The 20,570-nt window shown below is 41.7% G+C and carries 18 protein-coding genes and 1 tRNA gene; 5 read left to right on the plus strand and 14 right to left on the minus strand.

What is annotated here, in order from left to right:
- Positions 1 to 3: 3 nt before the first annotated feature.
- Genes FTU34_RS12140 through FTU34_RS12155 form a run of 4 tightly spaced genes read right to left on the minus strand, consistent with a single transcriptional unit; the run spans position 4 to position 2,991 of the window.
- Complete coding sequence (locus FTU34_RS12140; RefSeq protein WP_180008683.1) at positions 4 to 531, minus strand: pilus assembly protein PilP; 528 nt, start codon at positions 529 to 531, stop codon at positions 4 to 6.
- Positions 528 to 1,250 carry a type 4a pilus biogenesis protein PilO gene (locus FTU34_RS12145; RefSeq protein WP_180035802.1) on the minus strand — a complete coding sequence of 241 codons (723 nt, stop codon included), beginning with the start codon at positions 1,248 to 1,250 and terminating at the stop codon, positions 528 to 530. Before FTU34_RS12145 ends, FTU34_RS12140 begins: the two co-directional genes overlap by 4 nt.
- Positions 1,247 to 1,933: a PilN domain-containing protein gene (locus FTU34_RS12150; RefSeq protein ID WP_078189382.1), complete on the minus strand. Its 687-nt coding sequence runs from the start codon at positions 1,931 to 1,933 to the stop codon at positions 1,247 to 1,249. Before FTU34_RS12150 ends, FTU34_RS12145 begins: the two co-directional genes overlap by 4 nt.
- A complete protein-coding gene (locus tag FTU34_RS12155) occupies positions 1,933 to 2,991 on the minus strand; it encodes a pilus assembly protein PilM (protein ID WP_078189383.1) in 1,059 nt (352 codons plus the stop codon). Before FTU34_RS12155 ends, FTU34_RS12150 begins: the two co-directional genes overlap by 1 nt.
- 165 nt (positions 2,992 to 3,156) lie before the next feature.
- Here FTU34_RS12155 and ponA point away from each other — a divergent pair, with 165 nt between their 5' ends.
- Positions 3,157 to 5,697, plus strand: a complete 2,541-nt coding sequence (ponA, locus tag FTU34_RS12160; protein WP_180008679.1) for a penicillin-binding protein PBP1a — start codon at positions 3,157 to 3,159, stop codon at positions 5,695 to 5,697.
- 54 nt (positions 5,698 to 5,751) lie between these two features.
- Here the strand turns inward: ponA and FTU34_RS12165 are convergent, their stop codons facing one another.
- From FTU34_RS12165 to FTU34_RS12205, 9 genes are all read right to left on the minus strand, one after another.
- Entirely contained in the window at positions 5,752 to 6,555 is an 804-nt protein-coding gene (locus tag FTU34_RS12165) for a putative RNA methyltransferase (protein ID WP_180008743.1), read from the minus strand.
- A gap of 76 nt (positions 6,556 to 6,631) precedes the next feature.
- Positions 6,632 to 7,750: a phospho-N-acetylmuramoyl-pentapeptide-transferase gene (mraY, locus tag FTU34_RS12170; RefSeq protein WP_078189386.1), complete on the minus strand. Its 1,119-nt coding sequence runs from the start codon at positions 7,748 to 7,750 to the stop codon at positions 6,632 to 6,634.
- On the minus strand, positions 7,750 to 9,159 hold the full coding sequence (murF, locus tag FTU34_RS12175) for a UDP-N-acetylmuramoyl-tripeptide--D-alanyl-D-alanine ligase (RefSeq protein WP_180008677.1): 1,410 nt from the start codon (positions 9,157 to 9,159) through the stop codon (positions 7,750 to 7,752). Before murF ends, mraY begins: the two co-directional genes overlap by 1 nt.
- Positions 9,160 to 9,168: 9 nt before the next feature.
- Positions 9,169 to 10,665: a UDP-N-acetylmuramoyl-L-alanyl-D-glutamate--2,6-diaminopimelate ligase gene (locus FTU34_RS12180; RefSeq protein ID WP_180008675.1), complete on the minus strand. Its 1,497-nt coding sequence runs from the start codon at positions 10,663 to 10,665 to the stop codon at positions 9,169 to 9,171.
- Positions 10,666 to 10,675: 10 nt separating this feature from the next.
- Positions 10,676 to 12,502 carry a penicillin-binding protein PBP3 gene (gene ftsI, locus FTU34_RS12185; RefSeq protein ID WP_168378186.1) on the minus strand — a complete coding sequence of 609 codons (1,827 nt, stop codon included), beginning with the start codon at positions 12,500 to 12,502 and terminating at the stop codon, positions 10,676 to 10,678.
- A gap of 12 nt (positions 12,503 to 12,514) precedes the next feature.
- Positions 12,515 to 12,847, minus strand: a complete 333-nt coding sequence (gene ftsL, locus FTU34_RS12190; RefSeq protein WP_078189390.1) for a cell division protein FtsL — start codon at positions 12,845 to 12,847, stop codon at positions 12,515 to 12,517.
- Between the two features lie 10 nt (positions 12,848 to 12,857).
- Positions 12,858 to 13,769, minus strand: a complete 912-nt coding sequence (gene rsmH, locus FTU34_RS12195; RefSeq protein WP_180008673.1) for a 16S rRNA (cytosine(1402)-N(4))-methyltransferase RsmH — start codon at positions 13,767 to 13,769, stop codon at positions 12,858 to 12,860.
- A 185-nt stretch (positions 13,770 to 13,954) separates the two neighbouring features.
- Positions 13,955 to 14,971 carry a sulfate ABC transporter substrate-binding protein gene (locus tag FTU34_RS12200; RefSeq protein WP_078189545.1) on the minus strand — a complete coding sequence of 339 codons (1,017 nt, stop codon included), beginning with the start codon at positions 14,969 to 14,971 and terminating at the stop codon, positions 13,955 to 13,957.
- A 247-nt stretch (positions 14,972 to 15,218) separates the two neighbouring features.
- Positions 15,219 to 16,226: a sulfate ABC transporter substrate-binding protein gene (locus FTU34_RS12205; protein ID WP_180008671.1), complete on the minus strand. Its 1,008-nt coding sequence runs from the start codon at positions 16,224 to 16,226 to the stop codon at positions 15,219 to 15,221.
- Between the two features lie 381 nt (positions 16,227 to 16,607).
- Between FTU34_RS12205 and FTU34_RS12210 the strand changes: the two genes are divergently transcribed.
- The 4 genes from FTU34_RS12210 (at position 16,608) to FTU34_RS12225 (ending at position 19,242) form a co-directional block, all read left to right on the plus strand.
- On the plus strand, positions 16,608 to 16,901 hold the full coding sequence (locus FTU34_RS12210) for a hypothetical protein (protein ID WP_078192541.1): 294 nt from the start codon (positions 16,608 to 16,610) through the stop codon (positions 16,899 to 16,901).
- Positions 16,902 to 17,070: 169 nt separating this feature from the next.
- On the plus strand, positions 17,071 to 18,579 hold the full coding sequence (gltX, locus tag FTU34_RS12215; RefSeq protein ID WP_168378189.1) for a glutamate--tRNA ligase: 1,509 nt from the start codon (positions 17,071 to 17,073) through the stop codon (positions 18,577 to 18,579).
- Positions 18,580 to 18,670: 91 nt separating this feature from the next.
- A tRNA-Glu gene (locus FTU34_RS12220) sits at positions 18,671 to 18,746 on the plus strand.
- A 154-nt stretch (positions 18,747 to 18,900) separates the two neighbouring features.
- Positions 18,901 to 19,242, plus strand: coding sequence for a hypothetical protein (locus FTU34_RS12225; protein WP_180004801.1), 342 nt, complete (start codon positions 18,901 to 18,903; stop codon positions 19,240 to 19,242).
- A 25-nt stretch (positions 19,243 to 19,267) separates the two neighbouring features.
- Here FTU34_RS12225 and FTU34_RS12230 read toward each other — a convergent pair whose 3' ends face one another.
- Positions 19,268 to 20,233, minus strand: coding sequence for a cation diffusion facilitator family transporter (locus FTU34_RS12230; protein ID WP_180004802.1), 966 nt, complete (start codon positions 20,231 to 20,233; stop codon positions 19,268 to 19,270).
- Positions 20,234 to 20,570: the final 337 nt, after the last annotated feature.

Raw genomic sequence — 20,570 nt, forward strand, 5'->3', positions numbered from 1 at the left:
AGCTTAAGGTGCTAGTCCAATTAATATGAGACTTCTAGGACGCTCTACATATCCTTCTCGCCCATCCGGAATAATCTCAATCAAATCAATTTGAGTCGGGGTAATATTTACCACTCGACCATGATTGAGCCCCATATAACTTCCACGTTGAATACGTTCAACTTCACCATCAGGCGTCTGAATCAAGGCTAAAATTTGCCCAGATTGGTTACGCATACTACCCTTCATATTCAGGGTTTCGAGTGCATAACTTTCCAAAGGTTGAGGCTGACGACTCAAGTTTGGATAAACACGCTTACCCGCCATGATTTTAAGTTCTGCTGCCAATGAACTTGGCAAGAACGGACTTTTTAATGAATGCGCTGCATAATTAAAAGTCTCGACAGGCACAAAATCTGGCGCAGGCTCAATCGCTAGTGGCGCTTGATTGCGTATATTTGCCATCTCTTGATTGACCACATCAATACGTGATTCACAACCTGCTAATACAAATCCAACCATCACAGAAAGTGCCAATTTATTCATTTTCATTTTGGAGCCTCCTGTGTACTTGCTGAATCTGCAGCTTTCACAGCAGTTTCAGTATTTCCTTCGTAACGATATGTTTTCGCAGAAATTACATAATCAATTTTTGGAATATCTGAGTTCTTTTCTTTATTTTCAGTTGCTGTAATCGTTAAATTATGCAAAGTCACAATCCGTGAAAGCCCGGCAATGCCACTAACAAATGAACCAAAGGCATGGTAATCACCCGTTGCTTCAATACGAATTGGCTGTTCCGTAAAGAACTCTTGCTTCACTTCAGGTTCAAGACGAATAATTTTAAATTTCAGTCCAGAATTCACGCCTGTTAAGTTGATATCTTCAACCAAACCTGGAATTTCAGTTTCTTTCGGCAATTGTTCTAATTGTTGATTAAAACGTGCTTCCATATCCTGCAACTGCAATTGATATTGTTGCAAATTACGTAGTTTTGAATCTTTTTCACGAAATTCATTCAACAAATTTTGTTCTTGTGCATTGGCACTTGAAATAGCTTCAATCTTGCCTTTAATCGCCAAGAAATAGCCCAAAATTGCCACAAGGATAATGATAAAAATCCAGCAGGTAATTTTGACTGAAATTGGCCAACTACCATAGTTATTCGGATCTAAGGTATTGAACTGCTGTACAAACTTATCAAAAGTCATTTTCTTTTTCGGAATGACAACAGCATCTTGATTCAATTGTTCAAATTCATCACGACTCATTTTGCAGCCTCCGGAGTTGGTGTTGCTGCAGTTTGTGCGTCAGATGTTTGCGCCGATGAAGCTGACTGTCCTGCATTTGCTGCTGGATCATTAATGGTCGGCTGCGCAATTTGCTCCAAATCAGCAGTCACAGTAAATGCACCATAAGATTCTTCTACGCGAGGAACCACTGACGTCGGCGCTTTGTCTTTTTTCTCTTCAGCCACAAGGAATGAGCTCATGAAGGCATTACGATACCAAGGTGATGCTTCCAAATTACGCAGTAAATCGGCAACAGTATTTGGACTTTCCGCACGCCCTTCGATCATAAATTTGTCGCCATTACGCTCAAATTTTGTGATGTACATATTGGCAGGTGTCACACGAACCAATTCATCTACAAGATGTACTGCGATTGGACGTTGACCTTGTAAGCCTTGAATCAACTTCATGCGTTCAATAATGGCATTACGCTGTTCTTGCAAACCGTCCAAAGACTTTAATTGAACATCTAAATTTTGGTTATGACTGATAATCAATTGGTTCGCTTGTTCTTGATCTTTTAATTTGTGATCAAAGTACAACCATGTTAAACCAACCCCAATTACCCCAATTAAGAAAGCCCCAATACAAAGTGCAATAAATTCTTTTTTTCGTTTCTCTCTTAGCTCATCACGCCAAGGGAGCAAGTTAATTTTTGCCATTAATCAAAACTCCTCAATGCTAGACCGCATGCCACCATGAGTGATGAGGCATCATTTTCAATTTTTTTAATATCAATTTGAGGTGAAAAACCCATTTGTAAGAATGGATTGGCAATCGTGACGCGGTAACCCAATTTTTGTTGAAGTAGTTTTGCAAGCCCCGGAATATTGGCATTCCCCCCTGCCAATAAAATATGGTCAATTTCGTTGAACTGTGAAGATGAGAAGAAGAACTGTAAAGAACGCGCTGCTTGTTGAACGACAGCTTCTAAGAAAGGTTCTAAGACTTCAACATCATAGTCATCTGGCAAGGCACGTGTTTTTTTCGCACGACCCGCTTCTTCGAAAGACAATGCATAGCGATTTTGAATTTCCTGTGTCAATTGTTTGCCACCAAACACTTGCTCACGGGTATAAATCACTTTGTTATTCTGCATAACAGATAAGGTCGTCATACTATGACCAATATCTAAAATACCCACGGTATTTACACCCATTGGCAAAGTATCTGAGAAAACTTTAAATGCATTTTCAATTGCAAAGCTTTCTACATCGCCAATTTTTGGTGTCAGACCCGCAAGCTGAATAACTTCCGCACGCGCTTCGACATTTTCAATACGTGTAGCGACAAGTAAAACATTGACACGATTTGGATTGGATAGACGATCCGGCAAGACCTCAAAATCAAGGCTTGCTTCATCCAATGGGAACGGAATATATTGCTCAGCATCATCACGAATCTGAATTTCACGTTCATCATCATTCATATCTGCATCCATTTCGATGATTTTTGTAATCACCATCGACGTTGGAACCGCCAAAGCTGCATTGGTCGTCTGTGTATTGGCCAAATTAATTGCGCGCTCTAAACAGTCACCGACAGCTTCCGGATTCAATATGTTCTTTTCAACAACACTTCCTTCTGGTAATGGGACCAAAGCATAGCTTTCTACCCAATACCGCCCACTCTTTACAGAAAGTTCCAAAACCTTAACAGAAGTCGAACTAATATCTACTCCTATTAACCCCTTATTTGGCTTACGATATAACCTGAGCACAATATAATTCCTATTATTTTTTTATCCCCAAAAAAATTAACCCACTAATTAGCATTGGTCTATAATTTTATACAGATACAATAACTCATCTAACAATCCGTATATCGAAAGGATATACTGACCACCAATTAGTTTGCCATTAGCTCTTATTAAAACTTACTTGTTATGAAAAAGCTATCTTGTTCAGGCCTTGTTCATCCATTTTTTTTGGCCATTATTATTATTTTGGTCGCAATTCCAATGGGTTTCTATGGCATGTATCTCTATATTGCCCCGTCTTTGCCTGAAATGTCCATCTTAAAAAAGGCTCCATTATTAAAACCATTGCAGGTTTATAGTGCTGATAATGAGCTGATTGCAGAATACGGTGGCAAACTTTCGGTCCCTGTAGAGTACGACCAAATCCCGTCTCATTTCATTCATGGCTTTTTAGCTGCGGAAGATTCTTCATTTTTTGAACACAGCGGTATTAGTTTCAAAGGATTGGGGCGTGCTGTCAGTGAAAGTATTACCGGTTCAGATGTGCAAACCGGTGGTTCAACCATTACCATGCAGGTTGCAAAAAACTATTATCTGACTCCAGAACGTACGCTAAAACGTAAACTGACCGAAGTTTTCCTTGCTCGAAAAATTGAACAAAATCTAAGTAAAGAAGAAATTTTAACGCTGTATGTCAACAAAATCTTTTTAGGAAAAAATGCCTACGGGATCGCAGCAGCAGCAAAAATTTATTATAACAAGAGCTTGCAAGATTTGAGTTTGGCTCAAATGGCAATGATTTCAGGCTTACCCAAAGCACCATCAAAATATAATCCTGTAGCCAACCCAAAACGTGCTTTAGAGCGTCGTAATTGGATTTTAGGCCGTATGTTGCAATTGGGTTATATCAATCAATCGGAATATCAAAAAGCGATTGCTGAACCGATTAATCTCGATATGCCTGACCGCGGGGTCAGCAACAAATTCCCCTACGTCGGGGAAATGGTTCGCTCTGAGCTCGTAGAAAAGCTTGGTGAACAAGCGACGGATTCTGGCTATAAAGTCTACACCACTATCAACAGCCAACGCCAAGCCTATGCTGAGCAGGCTGTACAAGAGGGTCTCGAAGCTTACGATAGACGACATGGTTGGCGTGGTGCAGAAGCACATGATGAACCCTTAAAAAACTTTATTCCATATGCCAACACCTATCCTGCCGAAGTAACCAAAGTCAACAACACCAGTATCGAAGTGTTGATGCAAGACGGCAGTAGTGTGACAGTTCCATGGTCAGGTTTATCTTGGGCACGCCCCTATCGCAATGCCAATAGTGTAGGCAATGCGCCTAGCAAAGCCTCTCAAATTGTAAAAGTAAAAGATATTATTCGCCTACGTCCGAATGCGGACAAAAGCTCATGGGCTTTGGTGCAAATTCCCAAAGCGCAAGGTCAATTAATTGCACTTAATCCCAATAATGGTGGTATTGAAGCCATTGTGGGTGGTTATAATTTTTATCAATCTAAATTTAACCGTGCTCTACAAGGCTGGCGTCAGCCGGGTTCAACTATTAAACCCTTTGTTTATGCTTTAGCACTTGAACGTGGCATGACTCCGTATTCCATGGTCAATGACAATCCAATTACGATTGGCAAGTGGACGCCTAAAAACTCTGACGGTCGCTATTTGGGGATGATACCTCTACGCCGTGCCCTCTATTTATCACGTAACACAGTTTCAGTTCGCTTATTACAAGTCGTCGGAATTGAACGTACTCGCCAATTATTTATGGATTTTGGCTTACAAGAAAACCAAATTCCACGTAACTACACCATTGCTTTAGGTACCCCACAGGTGTTGCCGATTCAAATGGCGACAGGTTATGCGACTTTTGCCAACGGTGGATATCGTATTCAACCGCACTTTATTAGCCGTATTGAAGATGCTTATGGCAAAGTGATTTATCAAGCCAATCCTGAATATGCATGTATTCAATGTATCAATCAAAAGGACGAAGTTGAATCAGCAGATCCGACCACGCCGGATGATGAAGTGATTGAAGTCACTAATCAGGATAATAAACCTGCTGAATCGAAAATTTCCGATACTGAAGCAGCAAACTATAAGCAAGCTCAGCGAATTTTGAAGTCGAGTTCGGCCTTTGATATGGCGAACATCTTGCGTGACGTGATCCAACATGGTACAGGTCGAGCGGCTTTAAAAATTGGTCGCGGTGATTTAGGCGGTAAAACCGGTACAACCAATGACGCAAAAGACGCGTGGTTTGCTGGATTTAATGGAAAATTGGTCACTGTGGCTTGGGTCGGTTTTGACCAACCCTCTACCTTAGGTCGTCGTGAATATGGTGGTGTTGCAGCTCTGCCAATTTGGTCAGATTTTATGGCGAAATCACTCAAAGGCACACCTGAAGCTTGGGTGCGTTTAGATACCCATGCCAAGAATCCAATCAACCGTAATTCGGCTAAAGCGACTCAAGGTCAACCTGAACAAGATCGTGCAGCAACGCCGCCGATGGCTCAACCGCTGTATCGTCCTACTCCTGTTGCACCAAAGCCGCAGGCTACGCAAAATGATTTTGACGACCTTCCTGGGTCTACTGAAACCAATCTTGCACCGACTCGAACTGCGCCTCCGCCAATGCAGCCTAAACCCCAAGGTACAGAGCATAAAACTGACGCACTTGATCATCTCATCGATCAAGTTCAGTAAATACTGCATAAAAAAAGCCCTCAAACGAGGGCTTTTTTTATCACTTAAAATGCATTATTTCTTTTTAAAGAGATAAATTTGATACTGTGCTTGCAACTCAAATTGTTCATTTTTTTCTAGAGCTTCTCGACGCTCAGCTTTCACTTTATATGCATAAGGCGTCATTGCAATTAAGTTTTTGAGATCCTGCTGAGAAAGTGACATTTTCGCTTGAACCACTTGTTCACTTTCCAATTCAAAATCATTCGCCAGTTGTTCCACAAATTTATGCGGTTCATGTGGTTTTACTTCTTCAAACAAAGCTTCACGCATAGCATAAAGATGCTCTGGTGCAGGTGTAACCACCATCAAGTGCCCCTCAGGCTTTAATACGCGAAGGATTTCTTCTTTTGGAATAGGACTAAATAAACTCGTACACAAGTCAATCGAATGGTCTAATACAGGTAAGGTTGCCCCTGTCCCAACCACCCAAGTCACCTCTTTATTCAGTTTAGCGGCCACTTGTACTGCATTTTTAGCAATATCGACACCCACACACTGTAGTACTTCAGCTTGCATCGCATCAGTGTAATAGCCTTCACCACAGCCAATATCCAACAAGTTTTCAACCCTTAATTTTTGAATCAAAGCCACCACTGCCTGTTGCAAAGGTGCATAGTGACCTGCACTCAAAAACGCACGACGCGCCTGTATAGATTCAGGCGTATCACCCGGATTTTTACTGTGTTTATGTTGAACCACATGTAAATTGACATAGCCTTGTTTTGCAACATCATAGCTATGATTATTTTCACAGCGCCATGTCCGCTCTGTGAGTTTCAATGCTTCACGGCATACAGGACACATCAACAGGTTCATCATTTACTCCACTATATTTTGAAATAAAAAAACCGGCATCTGTGGGAGCAAATGCCGGTTTCGTTTATTTATTTGCTTAACGTAATTTTAAAGTCATTAGACCTAAAACTACCAGCATAATTGTAATAATCCAGAAACGAATCACCACCTGCGTTTCACGCCATCCCTTTTTCTCATAATGATGGTGCAGCGGTGCCATTAAGAATACGCGCTTATTCCGCATACGCAGCGAGCCAATTTGCAAGAAGACAGAAATAGCTTCAACCACGAAAACACCGCCCATAATGGCAAAAACGATTTCTTGGCGAACCATGACTGCAATCGTACCGAGCATCGCACCTAGAGATAAAGCACCAACATCACCCATAAAGACTTGAGCAGGATGCGCATTAAACCATAAGAATGCTAAGCCAGCACCGATCATTGCCGCACAGATCACGACAAGTTCAGATGCATATTTCACATAAGGAATATGTAAATAATCGGCAAAACGAACATCACCAGCCAGATAAGCAAATACACCTAAACCTGCGGCAACCAGAACGATTGGCATAATCGCCAGACCATCCAAACCATCGGTTAAGTTCACAGCATTAGATGCGCCGTTAATCACCAAATAAGTAAAGACAATAAAGCCAATACCGAGTGGAATAATAGACAATGGAATGCTAATTTCTTTAAAGAATGGAATCAGCAGATCCAACATATTTGAGGTATGTACTGGGTTTGCTTGCTGTGTCGCAATCACATAGAGCGCAATACCGGCGCCTAACGATGCCACAGAAGTCCAAAAGAATTTCTTCTTCGCAGGCAGACCGGCATTGTCTTTATAACGGATTTTAATCCAGTCATCGGCCCAGCCAACAGCACCAAAGATCACCATCACGCCAAGTACAATCCATACATAAGGGTTTGAAAGATCGGCCCAAAGTAAGGTTGAAATCCCAATAGACAGTAAAATCAACACACCGCCCATAGTCGGTGTGCCCATTTTTTTGGCATGATTTTCAGGTGCAAATGAACTGACTGCCTGACCATATTTGAGAGCTTGCAATTTGCGGATCATCACAGGTCCAAGCAACAGACCAATGGCCAATGCCGTTAAGACACTGAGTAGCGAACGAAGCGTTAAATAACGAACAACCTGAAACGAGCTGTGATAACCCGCAAGCTGCTCAAATAACCATAACAGCATTAAAGTTTCTCCATCAATTCAGCCATCAAAGTTTCCATGTGGGTATAACGAGAACCTTTAAACAGGAAACTCATGGACTGAGGCTGATGTGTTTTGACTAGACTAATTAATAACGGTAAAGCCTGTTCTTGAGTAAGAAAGGCCTGTAATTTTTTACCATATTGTGTACTGCGCGCGCCTTCTTGCACAGCAGGTGAAAACTCACCGACAGCAACGACAAATTGAAGACCAGAGTGTGAGACAAGATCACGTCCCAACATGTAGTGCTGCTGTGCAGCAGATGAACCTAACTCACCAATATCCCCAATGACCATGACTTTGATGCCATCTTGCTGCGCAAGTACATCAGCAGCAGCACGCATTGAGGTTGGATTTGCATTGTAAGTATCATCAATAAACAAATAATCTTTATGCTGAATAAAGTTTAGACGGCCTTTGGCACCTGTCGCATGTTCAAGCCCCACAACGATATCATCTAAACTCACACCAATCGATAATGCGAAAGCTGCGGCTGCAGTGGCATTTTGCACATTATGTTCACCAGCAAATGGCAGTTGAACAGGACGTGCACCTTGTGGCGTATTTAAGATAAAACGTGAAGATTGAGCCTGAAGCTCCGTCTCAGTCGCAAAGACATCCCCGCCCTGACCAAAACTCATTACTTGCTCAGTTTGCACAGCTTGACGAATGGCATCTGTAAAATCATCTGCCGCAGGCACAATCGAAGTTCCTGTTTTCGCTATATGTGCATAAATTTCAGACTTGGCACGACAGATGCCATCACGCCCACCAAACTCCCCCATATGAGCGGTGCCAATATTTAAAATTCCGGCAACCTGAGGCTGTACCAAATTTGAGGTGTAATCAATTTCACCTTTATGACTGGCACCAAGCTCCATCACGGCATACTGATGTTCTGGACGCAACTCAAGTAACATCATCGGCACACCAAGGTCATTATTTAAATTACCGCGCGTAATTAATGTTGGTGCAAGACGAGAAAGGATACTCCCGAGCATCTCTTTGGTTGTGGTTTTACCACTGCTTCCTGTCAAGGCAATGACTTTTAAAGCTGGGTTTTGGGCACGACGAAATGCACCCAAATGTCCAAGCGCCAAACGTGTATCTGCAACCACCAACTGACAAATATCCACATCGACCGGATGACTCACAATGGCAATTTCACAACCCTTTTCAGCCACTTGAGCAAGGAAGTCATGCGCATCAAAGCGTTCACCTTTCAGGGCAAGAAAAGCATCGCCTTGCTCTGCATGACGTGAATCGGTCAAAATTCGTTTCACAGGACCTGTCGGCGCTTGATTATTATGCCAGTGACCTTGTGTCGCTTGAACCAACTGTTCGGCAGTCCATGGTTCTAATGGAACCGTACTGGTCGTTGAAGTATGCATATCTGTTTCCTATTGCGCTGGATAAGCCGAGTCAGTGTTGTGATGCTGTGAATCAATCGCTGATTTCACTTCCACCACATCATCAAACCAATGTCGAACTCCATCAATTTCTTGATAGTTTTCATGGCCTTTACCAGCAATCACCACAATATCACCAGCTTGCGCATGGCTGACTGCGAATTTAATCGCTTCACGGCGGTCATGGATTTCATGGACAGTTTTTCCAGTGAAATCAATACCAGCCTTCATATCTGCAAAAATTTGTTCTGGGTTTTCAGTACGTGGATTATCCGAGGTAATCAATGCAACATCTGCATGGTTTAATGCCGCTTGTGTCATCAATGGACGCTTACCACGGTCACGATCACCACCACAGCCAAACACCGCCCATAGCTGTTGCGATACATGACGTTTTAAAGTCTGTAACACTTGAACTAAAGCATCTGGTGTATGTGCATAATCCACCACAAACAGGCGTTCATCATCACGAATCACTTGCATACGACCCGGTGCACCTTTTAACTCGGGCGCAGTTGCGATCAAGGCAGATAAGTCAAAACCCGCTTGCTCCGCTGAAATTAAGCTCGCCACAATATTTTCAATATTGAAGTGTCCCAATAATGGACTTTGCACCACAAATTCCGCTTGACCAGTACGCAATTTAAATTGCGCGCCTGTTAAGCTGTATTGAATATCCGTCACTTGATAATCCGCAGCCTGACGCGTTGAATAGGTCAAAATTTTAGGCTGAGCCGGATTTTGGCATGCGGCATTCAGCATCACTTCTGCATGTTCATCATCGAGATTGATGACTGCAACTTTGAGCGATGGAAACTGAAACAAACGTGATTTCGCTTCAGCATAGGCTTCAAGGGTTTTATGATAATCCAAATGATCACGACTTAAATTGCTATATGCGGCAATTTCAATTGCACAGCCATTTAATCGACCTTGTTCTAATCCGTGCGAACTTGCCTCTATGGCAGCAAACTCTGCACCCTCAAGCGCATAGGCATGCAATGCATTTTGCATATGTAACGCATCTAAAGTAGTGTGAGATGAGGCTTCTAAATTCGGTAAAATCCCGTTTCCAGTGGTTCCCATCACTGCACATTTTTTGCCTTGCAGCATGAGTAATTCAGCGATTAAGCGTGAGATCGTGGTTTTACCATTGGTACCCGTCACAGCCAAAATCCGTGCAGCTTGAGCTGGTTGAGTCGCCTGTAAATATTGCTTTTGCCACTGCCCCATCAATTGACGCACATCCGCGATCACGACACTTTGATCCAAGCCCAAATCAGTTTCTGAAATGACAGCCAACGCGCCATTCTCTAACGCTGCACGTGCAAATTGTGCTGTTTTTTCAGGTTGCGAAAACGAAGTCAGGGCAATAAATATTTGCCCTGCTGTAACTTTGCGACTATCCAGATTGAAGCCCTGAAAGGATTGCGACATCCATTCAGCGGGCTGTTCAACGGTGTATAGATCTTGAAACGTAATTTTCATTCATCACCTATTACTGGATCTTAGGAGTGTCTAAAGGTTTATCTAATGGTACGTTCATTAAACGTAAAGATTCTTGCATTACACGAGCGAAAACTGGTGCAGCCACCAGACCACCGTAATACTGACCTGTCGGGTTTTCCACTACAACAATCATAGCCAAACGTGGATCACTCACTGGTGCAACACCGGCAAAGAGTGCACGATATTCTGAAGTCGAATAGCCTTTACGGTCTGCACGTAATTTATGTGCTGTACCAGTTTTACCTGCCACGCGATAACCCGGAATATTGGCTTGACGTGCCGTACCACCCGGTAAGGTCACCGCTTCCATCATTAAAAGCACTTGATCAGCAATTTTAGGGTCAACCATCTGCTCACCTTTCGGCTTTTCCTCAAGCTTGTACAAGCTCAGTGGCATTTTGACGCCCTTGTTGGCAATCATGGCATATGCATCAGCCAGTTGGAGCACTGTAGCGTTCAAACCATAACCATAAGCCATGGTCGCTACTTCAGACACATTCCATTTACTCTTCGGCAAAATCAGACCAGCACTTTCACCGGGGAATTTCACCGCTGAACGTTGACCAAAGCCAAGACGTTGATAGAACGTTGGTAATGTTTCATAAGGGAGAGATAAAGCGATTTTTGCCACACCGACGTTAGACGATTTTTGAATAATGCCGCCCAAAGTCAGAGGACCATAGTTATGCGTGTCTCGAATAGTATGATTGCCAACGCGCATAGAACCCGGTGTAGTATTTACCACCGTATTTGCCGTGTATTTACCGCTTTCCAACGCCATTGCCACGGTCATTGGCTTCATGGTTGAACCCGGCTCAAAGGAGTCAATTGCACCACGGTTACGCATGGCATCTTTATTTAAGACACCTTTTTTATCATTTGGGTTGTAAGACGGCCAAGAGGTCATCGCTAAAATTTCACCCGTTTTGACATCGACAGCAATCGCTGTGGCAGAACGTGCATTATTGGCTACCCCGGCTGCAGTCAACTCACGATACATAATGTATTGCAAACGTGAATCAATACTCAGCGTGATATTTTCACCCGACTCAACTTCTTTCACGATCTCAGGGTCTTTAACGCGGTTGCCTTTTTTATCTCGGACAATTTGCTGCGCACCATCTACGCCTGCAAGACGTTCATTCAATTGCATCTCTAAACCTTCGATGCCCATACCCTCACTATTGGTTAAACCAATAATTTGTGAGTTTGGCTGAGGCTGTGGATAGTAGCGCTTATAGTTTTTCTCGGTATATACCCCCTGAAAGTCACGTTTCATGATCAATTCAGCTTGTTGTGGTGGCACTTCTTTCTTTAAAACTAAATAACGTGAACGTGGACGCTCATTCATTTTGCGTCTCAGTTCAGCACGATCCATCCCTACAGCATCAGCGAGTTCATCTAAATTCAGATTTTTATCTGGTAATTGACGTTTTAACTTACGATTGTTTGGATCTTTAGCCAATTCCGCCGTAATTTCTTCAAAGAGTTTTTTATTGTCAAAATAATCACGTGGATCGATCACGATTTTCATGATCGGAGTACTAATGGCTAAAGGAACGCCGTGACGGTCATAGATTACACCGCGCATGGCTTTTAAGGTTTCAGTTCTTAAAATTTTGGCATTGGCTTTATTTTGTAAAAAGTCTTTATTGATGATTTGTACATAAAAAGCCCGCCCGACCAATGCAATAAAGCACAGTAAAACCACCGCCCACATCAAGTGATAGCGCCACATCTCCACCGAAATGGCTGTACGACCAGTAACAGACTGCTGTTTTTTACGCGGAGTTTGTTTGTTTCTCTTTTCAACCATGTGACCGGCAGCCTATTTTTTCTGTTCTGGAGTTTGTGGCAATGAAATAACAACGGTTTGTGCAATAGGAGGCGAATACATCCGTAATTGGGTAACTGCACGTGTCCCAATTTGGGCTGTTGCACCAAAAGTTTGTTGTTCGATCAGCAAACGTCCCCATTCTGCGTTGAGGTCATCCCTTTCACGCATATAGGTACTCAATTGACGATAATCTTGGCGATATTCAAAGACTTGAAACACCACCATAATCGCACTCACAAAAACCAAGAGCAATAAAATGCCGTATGTAATGATTTTCTTTGACTGCGATTGATCAGAGTTTTTTTCGATTGCTTCGGTTTTCATTCTTTGCCTTTTAAGCTAAACGCTCTGCCACACGAAGCCAAGCACTACGAGATCGTGGATTGGCTTTAACTTCTTCTTCACTTGCTTTAATTCGTGACACTTTTTTTAAGCGGCGGGTATCTTCGCGTTTTTGTGGTAAACCCCAGCCTGTGTCTTCTGCAAGTGTAGATTCTTTTTGAATAAATTGTTTAATTAAACGATCCTCTAAAGAGTGGAAACTGATCACTGCAAGAGTGCCTTCAGGTTTCAGCATATCCACCGCTTGAGGTAAGAAGATATCAATATCGTCGAGTTCTTTGTTAATAGCAATACGAATTGCTTGGAAAGTTCGTGTCGCTGCATGTTTATTTTTTTCCCATTTCGGGTGGGCAACTTTCACGATTTCAGCCAATTGAGCTGTGGTTTCAATATACCCTGCCGCTTTAATCGCTTTGGCAATACGGCGGCTATAACGTTCTTCACCATATTTAAAAATAATATTGGCCAAATCTTCTTCTTCAATATCAACCAACCACTCTGCGGCTGTTGGGCCTTGTGAGTTGTCCATACGCATATCAAGTGGGCCATCTTTCATAAAGCTAAAGCCACGTTCTGCTTGGTCTAGCTGCGGAGATGACACCCCTAAATCCGCCATTATACCGTCGACCAAATCGATACCACGACTACGCAGTTCTTCTTTTAAGTCTGCAAAACTGGCGTGAATAATTTTAAAACGCGCATCTTCTTGTTCTAATTCTGCTGCAACGGCCAATGCTTGTGGGTCTTTATCAAAGGCATAAACACGTGCATTTTCATCTAATTTAGACAGTAATAAACGTGTATGACCGCCACGCCCAAATGTGCCATCTACGAAAATTCCTGTATTGCGATCTGCCAGTAAAGCATCAACAGTTTCATGAAGTAATACAGAAATATGCGACATAAGGGTTCGTTCAACACAGCTAAAAATGTAACTGCACATTATTACCTTGTTTTAGCAAAGCTCCAAACGTCTTTTTGTACAGAAATATTACTTTCCATAGAGAAAACCGTTTTTATTTTTTGCCATCCATTAAAAAACCTCCCGAAGGAGGTCTTTGAACATCTCAAATCATAGATTTCGATGTATTAGCGCTTGTTATTGTAGATCTGATCGAAGATCGCACCATTCACAAAATGTGTTTGTTGAGCTTTTGCCCAACCACCAAACACTTCATCAATGGTAAAGGTTTTTAATGGCGGGAACTGTGATTTATATTTTGCTAAAACTGCTGCATTACGTGGGCGGTAAAAATGACGAGCTGCCATCTCTTGACCTAATGGAGAATAAAGATAATTGATATAGCCTTGAGCTAACCATTTATTACCATTTTTATCGACAGTTTTGTCTACGATTGCCACTGAAGGCTCAGTCAAAATCGACATCGATGGATACACGATATCAAATTTGTTTTTACCCAAAGTTTTTTGCGTAACTAAAGCTTCGTTTTCCCAAGTCAATAACACATCACCAATACCACGTTCTGCAAATGTAGTCATCGATGCACGTGCCGCAGAGTCCATTACTTTTACGTTATGGTACATCTTACCCACGAAATCTTTGGCTTTCGCTTCATTACCACCCGGCTGTTTCAAAGCATAACCCCAAGCTGACAAGTAAACCCAACGTGGGAGACCGCCAGTTTTCGGGTTCGGGGTAATAATTTGTACACCCGGTTTGGTTAAATCAGACCAATCTTTAATATGTTTCGGGTTGCCCTTACGCACCATGAATACAATCGTTGACGTATATGGCGCTGAGTTATGTGGAAACTCTTTTTGCCAACCCGGCTGAATCTGACCAGACTTCACAATTTCTTCGATGTCATTGGCCAAGGCCAAAGTCACGACATCACCTTTTAAACCGTCAACCACAGAACGGGCTTGTTTGCCTGAACCACCATGTGATTGTTTAAATGCGACCGTTTTACCGGTACGCTCTTTCCAATATGCACCAAATGACTTATTAAATTCGTCATAAAATTCACGCGTTGCATCATAAGAAACATTTAAAAATTCACGATCAGCGGCCTGAGCAGACGCTGAGAAAGCAACACCAGTGGCAAGCAACGCAGCACTGAGCCACGCCTTAAATTGAGTTTTCATAACAGCCAGCATAAATTTATATTCAATACTGCTAAATATATGAAATAAAGTCATAAATCGCAATTGCAGCAAGTTTAGACCCTTTGCTGGATACAACTAACGCAGCGAATTTAATTGTTTGTTTTTCATATTAAAATACACAAAATCAATCTACTTATTCCCTATGTATAGATTTTTATGCATTACATATGCAAAAAACGGATAATCTAAATTATCCGTTTTACACCACTCAACGTTATTTACAGACTTACTCTTTATTCTTTTCACTATAAATTTGATCGAAAATCGCACCATTCACAAAATGTGTTTTTTGCGCTTTAGCCCAACCGCCAAACACTTTATCAATGGTAAAGGTTTGAACTTTCGGGAATTGAGCAGCGTACTTTGCAGTGGCTTTTGCATCGCGAGGGCGGAAGAAATATTTACCTGCCAGCTCTTGGCCCTTAGGTGAATATAGATAGTTCAAATAACCCTTCGCCAAATTTCGATTACCATTTTTGTCGACAGTTTTATCCACTACTGCCACCGAAGGTTCGGCTAAAATCGAAATAGACGGATAAATAATGTCATATTTATCTTTGCCTAGGCCCTGAGTCGCTAATAGTGCCTCATTTTCCCAAGATAATAAAACATCTCCAATGCCACGCTCAGCAAAGGTCGTGAGTGAACCACGTGCACCAGAATCCAATACTTTGACATTGCTATAGAGTTTTTTCACCAATTCTTTGGCTTTGGCATCATTGCCACCCGGTTGTTTTAAAGCATATCCCCAAGCTGATAAATAGATCCAACGCGGTGCCCCACCTGTTTTTGGATTTGGCGTAATAATTTCAACACCCGGTTTGGTCAGGTCATTCCAATCTTTAATTTTTTTCGGGTTGCCCTTACGCACCAAAAATACGATAGTTGAGGTATACGGTGCAGAATTATGTGGAAATTGTTTTTGCCAATTTTTATTGATTTGTCCAGTCGCCACAATTTCATCAATATCATTGGCCAATGCCAAAGTGACAACGTCTGCTTGTAAACCTGTTGCCACTGCACGAGCTTGTTTGCCAGAACCACCATGTGATTGTTTAAAATTAATCTCTTGTCCTGTACGTTTTTTCCAATATTGTCCAAATTCTTGGTTATATTCCTGATAAAACTCACGTGTTGGGTCATAAGAAACATTTAAGAAATCTTTTGCGGCATACACCTGTACCGCCACCCCACCCAATAAAGCGAAAATACCCGATGCTATTATTTTTTTCATCTGCTCAAACTCAAATTGATCTTGAGAGCACTATATAAATCAAAAATAACTTTAACAATCAGCTATCTATAATATAAATTCAAATCTATTTCTGTTTTAAAGATATCTAAAAATAACGTATTTAAAGCTTTAATTCTGCTAATACAGCAACAATCAGAAGCAATCTCCATGCTATCTTCATAGTTGTTTGCTAAAACATCCGAAAATTTGGAGAAAACAGTCTATTTAGGTAATCCCAGTACAGACTTTTTTAGTTTTTTTGTAAAAATTGTGACGTAGTTCTACTTTTTAATTACGAAAGATGGTTAAATCGTAGTCTAAATATTAAAACTATTTTGCAAATAAAAAGTTCCATCACCAAAACTAGGGGGAGATTTGGACATGAAATTTTCATACGCACTATGCCTAGGCTTAAGTTTAAGCGTGACTGCACAGACTGGATTTTGTGCTGCAACCAGCACCGCATCGAATAACAAACTTACGATGCCTGCTGAACGTACCTCATTGATCGAAAAAGCGATTAATCAGCAAAAATCTGAAGGTAAAGGCCGTACAGACGATAATTTAAAAGTACTTACGTCTATTAAAGCTGCACCGACTCAAAGTTTCTTTGCATCACAAAACCAAAGTTTTTCTCGTTTTGTTCAAGCCATTTTTTCTGGTAGCAACTCATAACGACATCAGCATACTCATGTCATCCAAGCTATTGTTTTAGACGAGTTCCCCTACTGTCGTCTAAAAAATACTTAAAAATGCCTGATCATTCAATGTTGAATTAAGCATTAAGTGATCAGGCTTTTTCGTTATAATAGATCCCAATTTACATTCTGATTAAAAGCTGATTATGACTGTTCGTACTCGTATCGCACCTTCTCCTACTGGTTTCCCGCATGTTGGGACTGCTTATATTGCATTGTTTAACTTATGTTTTGCGAAGCAACATGGCGGTGAATTTATTCTTCGTATTGAAGATACAGACCAACTGCGCTCTACCCCAGAATCTGAGAAAATGATTTTAGATTCATTGCGTTGGTTAGGTTTGAATTGGTCAGAAGGTCCAGATGTGGGTGGCCCTCATGCGCCATACCGTCAATCTGAACGTATGGACATTTATAAACAATATGCGTTGGAACTGGTTGAAAAAGGTCATGCATTCTACTGCTTCGCAACAGCAGAAGAACTCGATCAAATGCGTGCGGAACAACAAGCGCGTGGTGAATCACCGCGTTACGACGGACGTGGCTTAAAACACACTGCGGAAGAAGTGGCGCAGCGTTTGGCTGCTGGTGAACCGCATGTCATTCGTATGAAAGTGCCTGAAGAAGGGATTTGTAAATTTAACGATTTACTGCGTGGCGAAGTCGAAATTCCTTGGGCGCAAGTCGACATGCAAATTCTACTGAAAACCGATGGTTTACCGACGTATCACTTGGCAAACGTAGTTGATGACCATTTAATGGAAATCACTCACGTGATTCGTGGTGAAGAATGGATTCCCTCTGCGCCTAAACACCAATTATTGTACAAATATTTTGGTTGGGACATGCCGGTGCTTTGCCACATGCCGCTGTTACGTAACCCAGATAAATCAAAACTGTCTAAACGTAAAAACCCAACATCAATTAACTACTACAAAGACATCGGCGTTTTACCAGAAGCCTTGTTGAACTACTTAGGCCGCATGGGCTGGTCAATGCCGGATGAAAGTGAAAAATTCACTTTGGCTGAAATGATTGAACACTTTGACATTCAACGTGTATCACTAGGCGGTCCAATCTTTGATGTTGAAAAGCTAAACTGGTTAAATGGTCAATGGATTAAAGGTTTAACACCGGGTCAATTGCTCGATACCCTACTGGCTTGGAAATCAGATCGTAATACCTTGGAAGAAATTGCTGCTGCGATTCAACCACGTATTAATTTATTGTCTGAAGCAGTGAATTGGGCAGGTTTTTATTTCAACCAATTCCCAACACTCAGCAAAGAACAGTTTGAAAGCAAAAAATTGACTGAAGAACAAGTGCGTCAAAGCCTTCAATTTGCCATTTGGCGTCTAGAAAGCATGTTCACTTGGAACAATGACACTGTCAGCCAAACGCTTATGGATTTGGCGAACCAAATGGACATTAAACTTCGTGACTTCATGCCAACCTTCTTTATTGCTATTGCTGGTTCGACATCTTCGACACCGGTTATGCAATCGATGGTAACCATTGGTCCTGATTTAACCTTTGCTCGCTTACGTCATGCGCTTGAAATTGTGGGCGGTCCGAGTAAAAAAGAAACAAAAGCATGGGAAAAACTCAATGAAAGCCTAAAACTGCCGAAAAATGATGCAGTTGATGAAGCTTAATTGATTTTTTAGTTGACGGATGGGCGTTATCCCCCTAATATAGCGCCCATACCGAGAGATGGTGTCAACCAACTCTAAGTTGCCTCAAATTGTCCCTATCGTCTAGAGGCCTAGGACATCGCCCTTTCACGGCGGTAACCGGGGTTCGAATCCCCGTAGGGACGCCATATTCAAGGTGATGCAAATCATCTTATAAAAAACCCAAGCATTATGACTTGGGTTTTTTATTGCCTAAATTTTATCTGATTTAAATTTACGGTATTTTTGCTTTCTGCGTCATTCTGATTAAAATAAACCATAGATTAAAATTATGGAGTTGCAATGCAATACCGTTGCCCTAAATGTCAAAGCCCTAAAATTATGCCTCTTGCGCAAGCAGGCCAGCCTGTTGCTCGTCCTGTCGTGCCTAAAAGCCTGATTATCCTCATCCCTGCGGTATTTATTCTTTTACTGTTGGTGATTATCAGCATCGCAATGTGGATTTTTGGTGACGGTGTAGGTACTACATTACAAACTGCGACTGTTGTTGTATTTATTGCCTGCTTGATTGCTGGCTTCATGTTCTATCGCGACCTGCCAGATTTTAAAATCTCAATGCAAGGTTTTATGCAATCACAGAAAAAATGGAAATGCCGCGAATGTAATCATGAGTGGGAAATCTAAGCAAGCCATTTAAATCACATCAGCATTAGTGCTGATGTGATTCATCATGAGAATGCGCATGATCATCTTGATGATGTTCATGATCAGACTTTTGGGTGTGTTGGTGCACCACACATTCATCTTCTTCGATTTGTAATGTCATCTCTGTGATTCCGTGCTCATGTTGCAACATTTCAATCGCCTCAAAATACAAGGCATTACGATCGGCTTCAGGTGCAAAGAGATGAACCGTCAAATGCACATTCTTTGACGTTATTGCCCAGACCTTTAACTGGTGAATGCTCTCCACCCCTTTGAGTGCCAATAAATCATTGCGTAACTTTTCTATGTCGATTTCTTCAGGCACGCCTTCCAATAAAATATTGATACTTTGTTTGAGTAAAATCCAAGTCCTTGGTAAGACCCAAAAACCAATGAGCACCGCTATAAGGGTATCGACCCACATCCAGCCCGTAAAATAAATAATCGCCGCGCCAATAATCACACCCACCGAACCTAAGGCATCACTCAACACCTCTAGATACGCTCCTTTCACATTCAAGCTTTCTTGCGAACTGGAAAATAAAATACGCATCGAGATTAAGTTAATGATTAGACCGATGACGGCCACAATCATCATGCCCATACTTTGAATTTCCGGCGGCGTTGAAAAGCGCTGATAGGCCTCATACAAAATATAAATCGCAACCACAAATAGCATCAAGGCATTAAACAAGGCTGCCAAAATTTCAAAACGCTGATAGCCAAAGGTACGTTTGTTATCAGCAGGAAGCTTGCCAATTTTGATCGCGACCAATGCTATGGCAAGGGCTGCAGCATCGGTGAACATATGTGCCGCATCTGACAATAGCGCCAAACTTTGCGTCATAAATCCAGCAATGACTTCAACAATCAAAAATGTCGTGGTCAGTGCTAAAGCAAAACTTAATTTTTTGACATTCCCTTCTGTGACAACGGCATGGCTGTGGTCATGCCCATGATGCTCACTCATTATTTTCTGACCTTTATAAATTATATATTCTTCAGTCATGAGCTTAACAGGTGCAGCAAACGTAATAAAATTACATCATTCAACCTTCAGTATTACGTTTTACTTTCAAGCTTAAAAACTGCTTTTTCAGCATCCTCTTTCAATTTATTCAAATTAATTTTTCGCGATCTAGATGACTGAAATTACTTTTGACATCCTCACCCCCTTAAACATAGGTATCTACACATTTTTTATAAATTGAATGCGATCTGAGCAATCGCATTCAGCTCATCAGACGAATACTCTGACAACAACTGAAGAGTGTTCAATAGTATTGAAAGCCCTGCCAGTATGGCAG

Origin of the sequence: Acinetobacter sp. YH12094 (genome assembly GCF_013419295.1) — a bacterium.
GTDB lineage: Bacteria > Pseudomonadota > Gammaproteobacteria > Pseudomonadales > Moraxellaceae > Acinetobacter > Acinetobacter amyesii.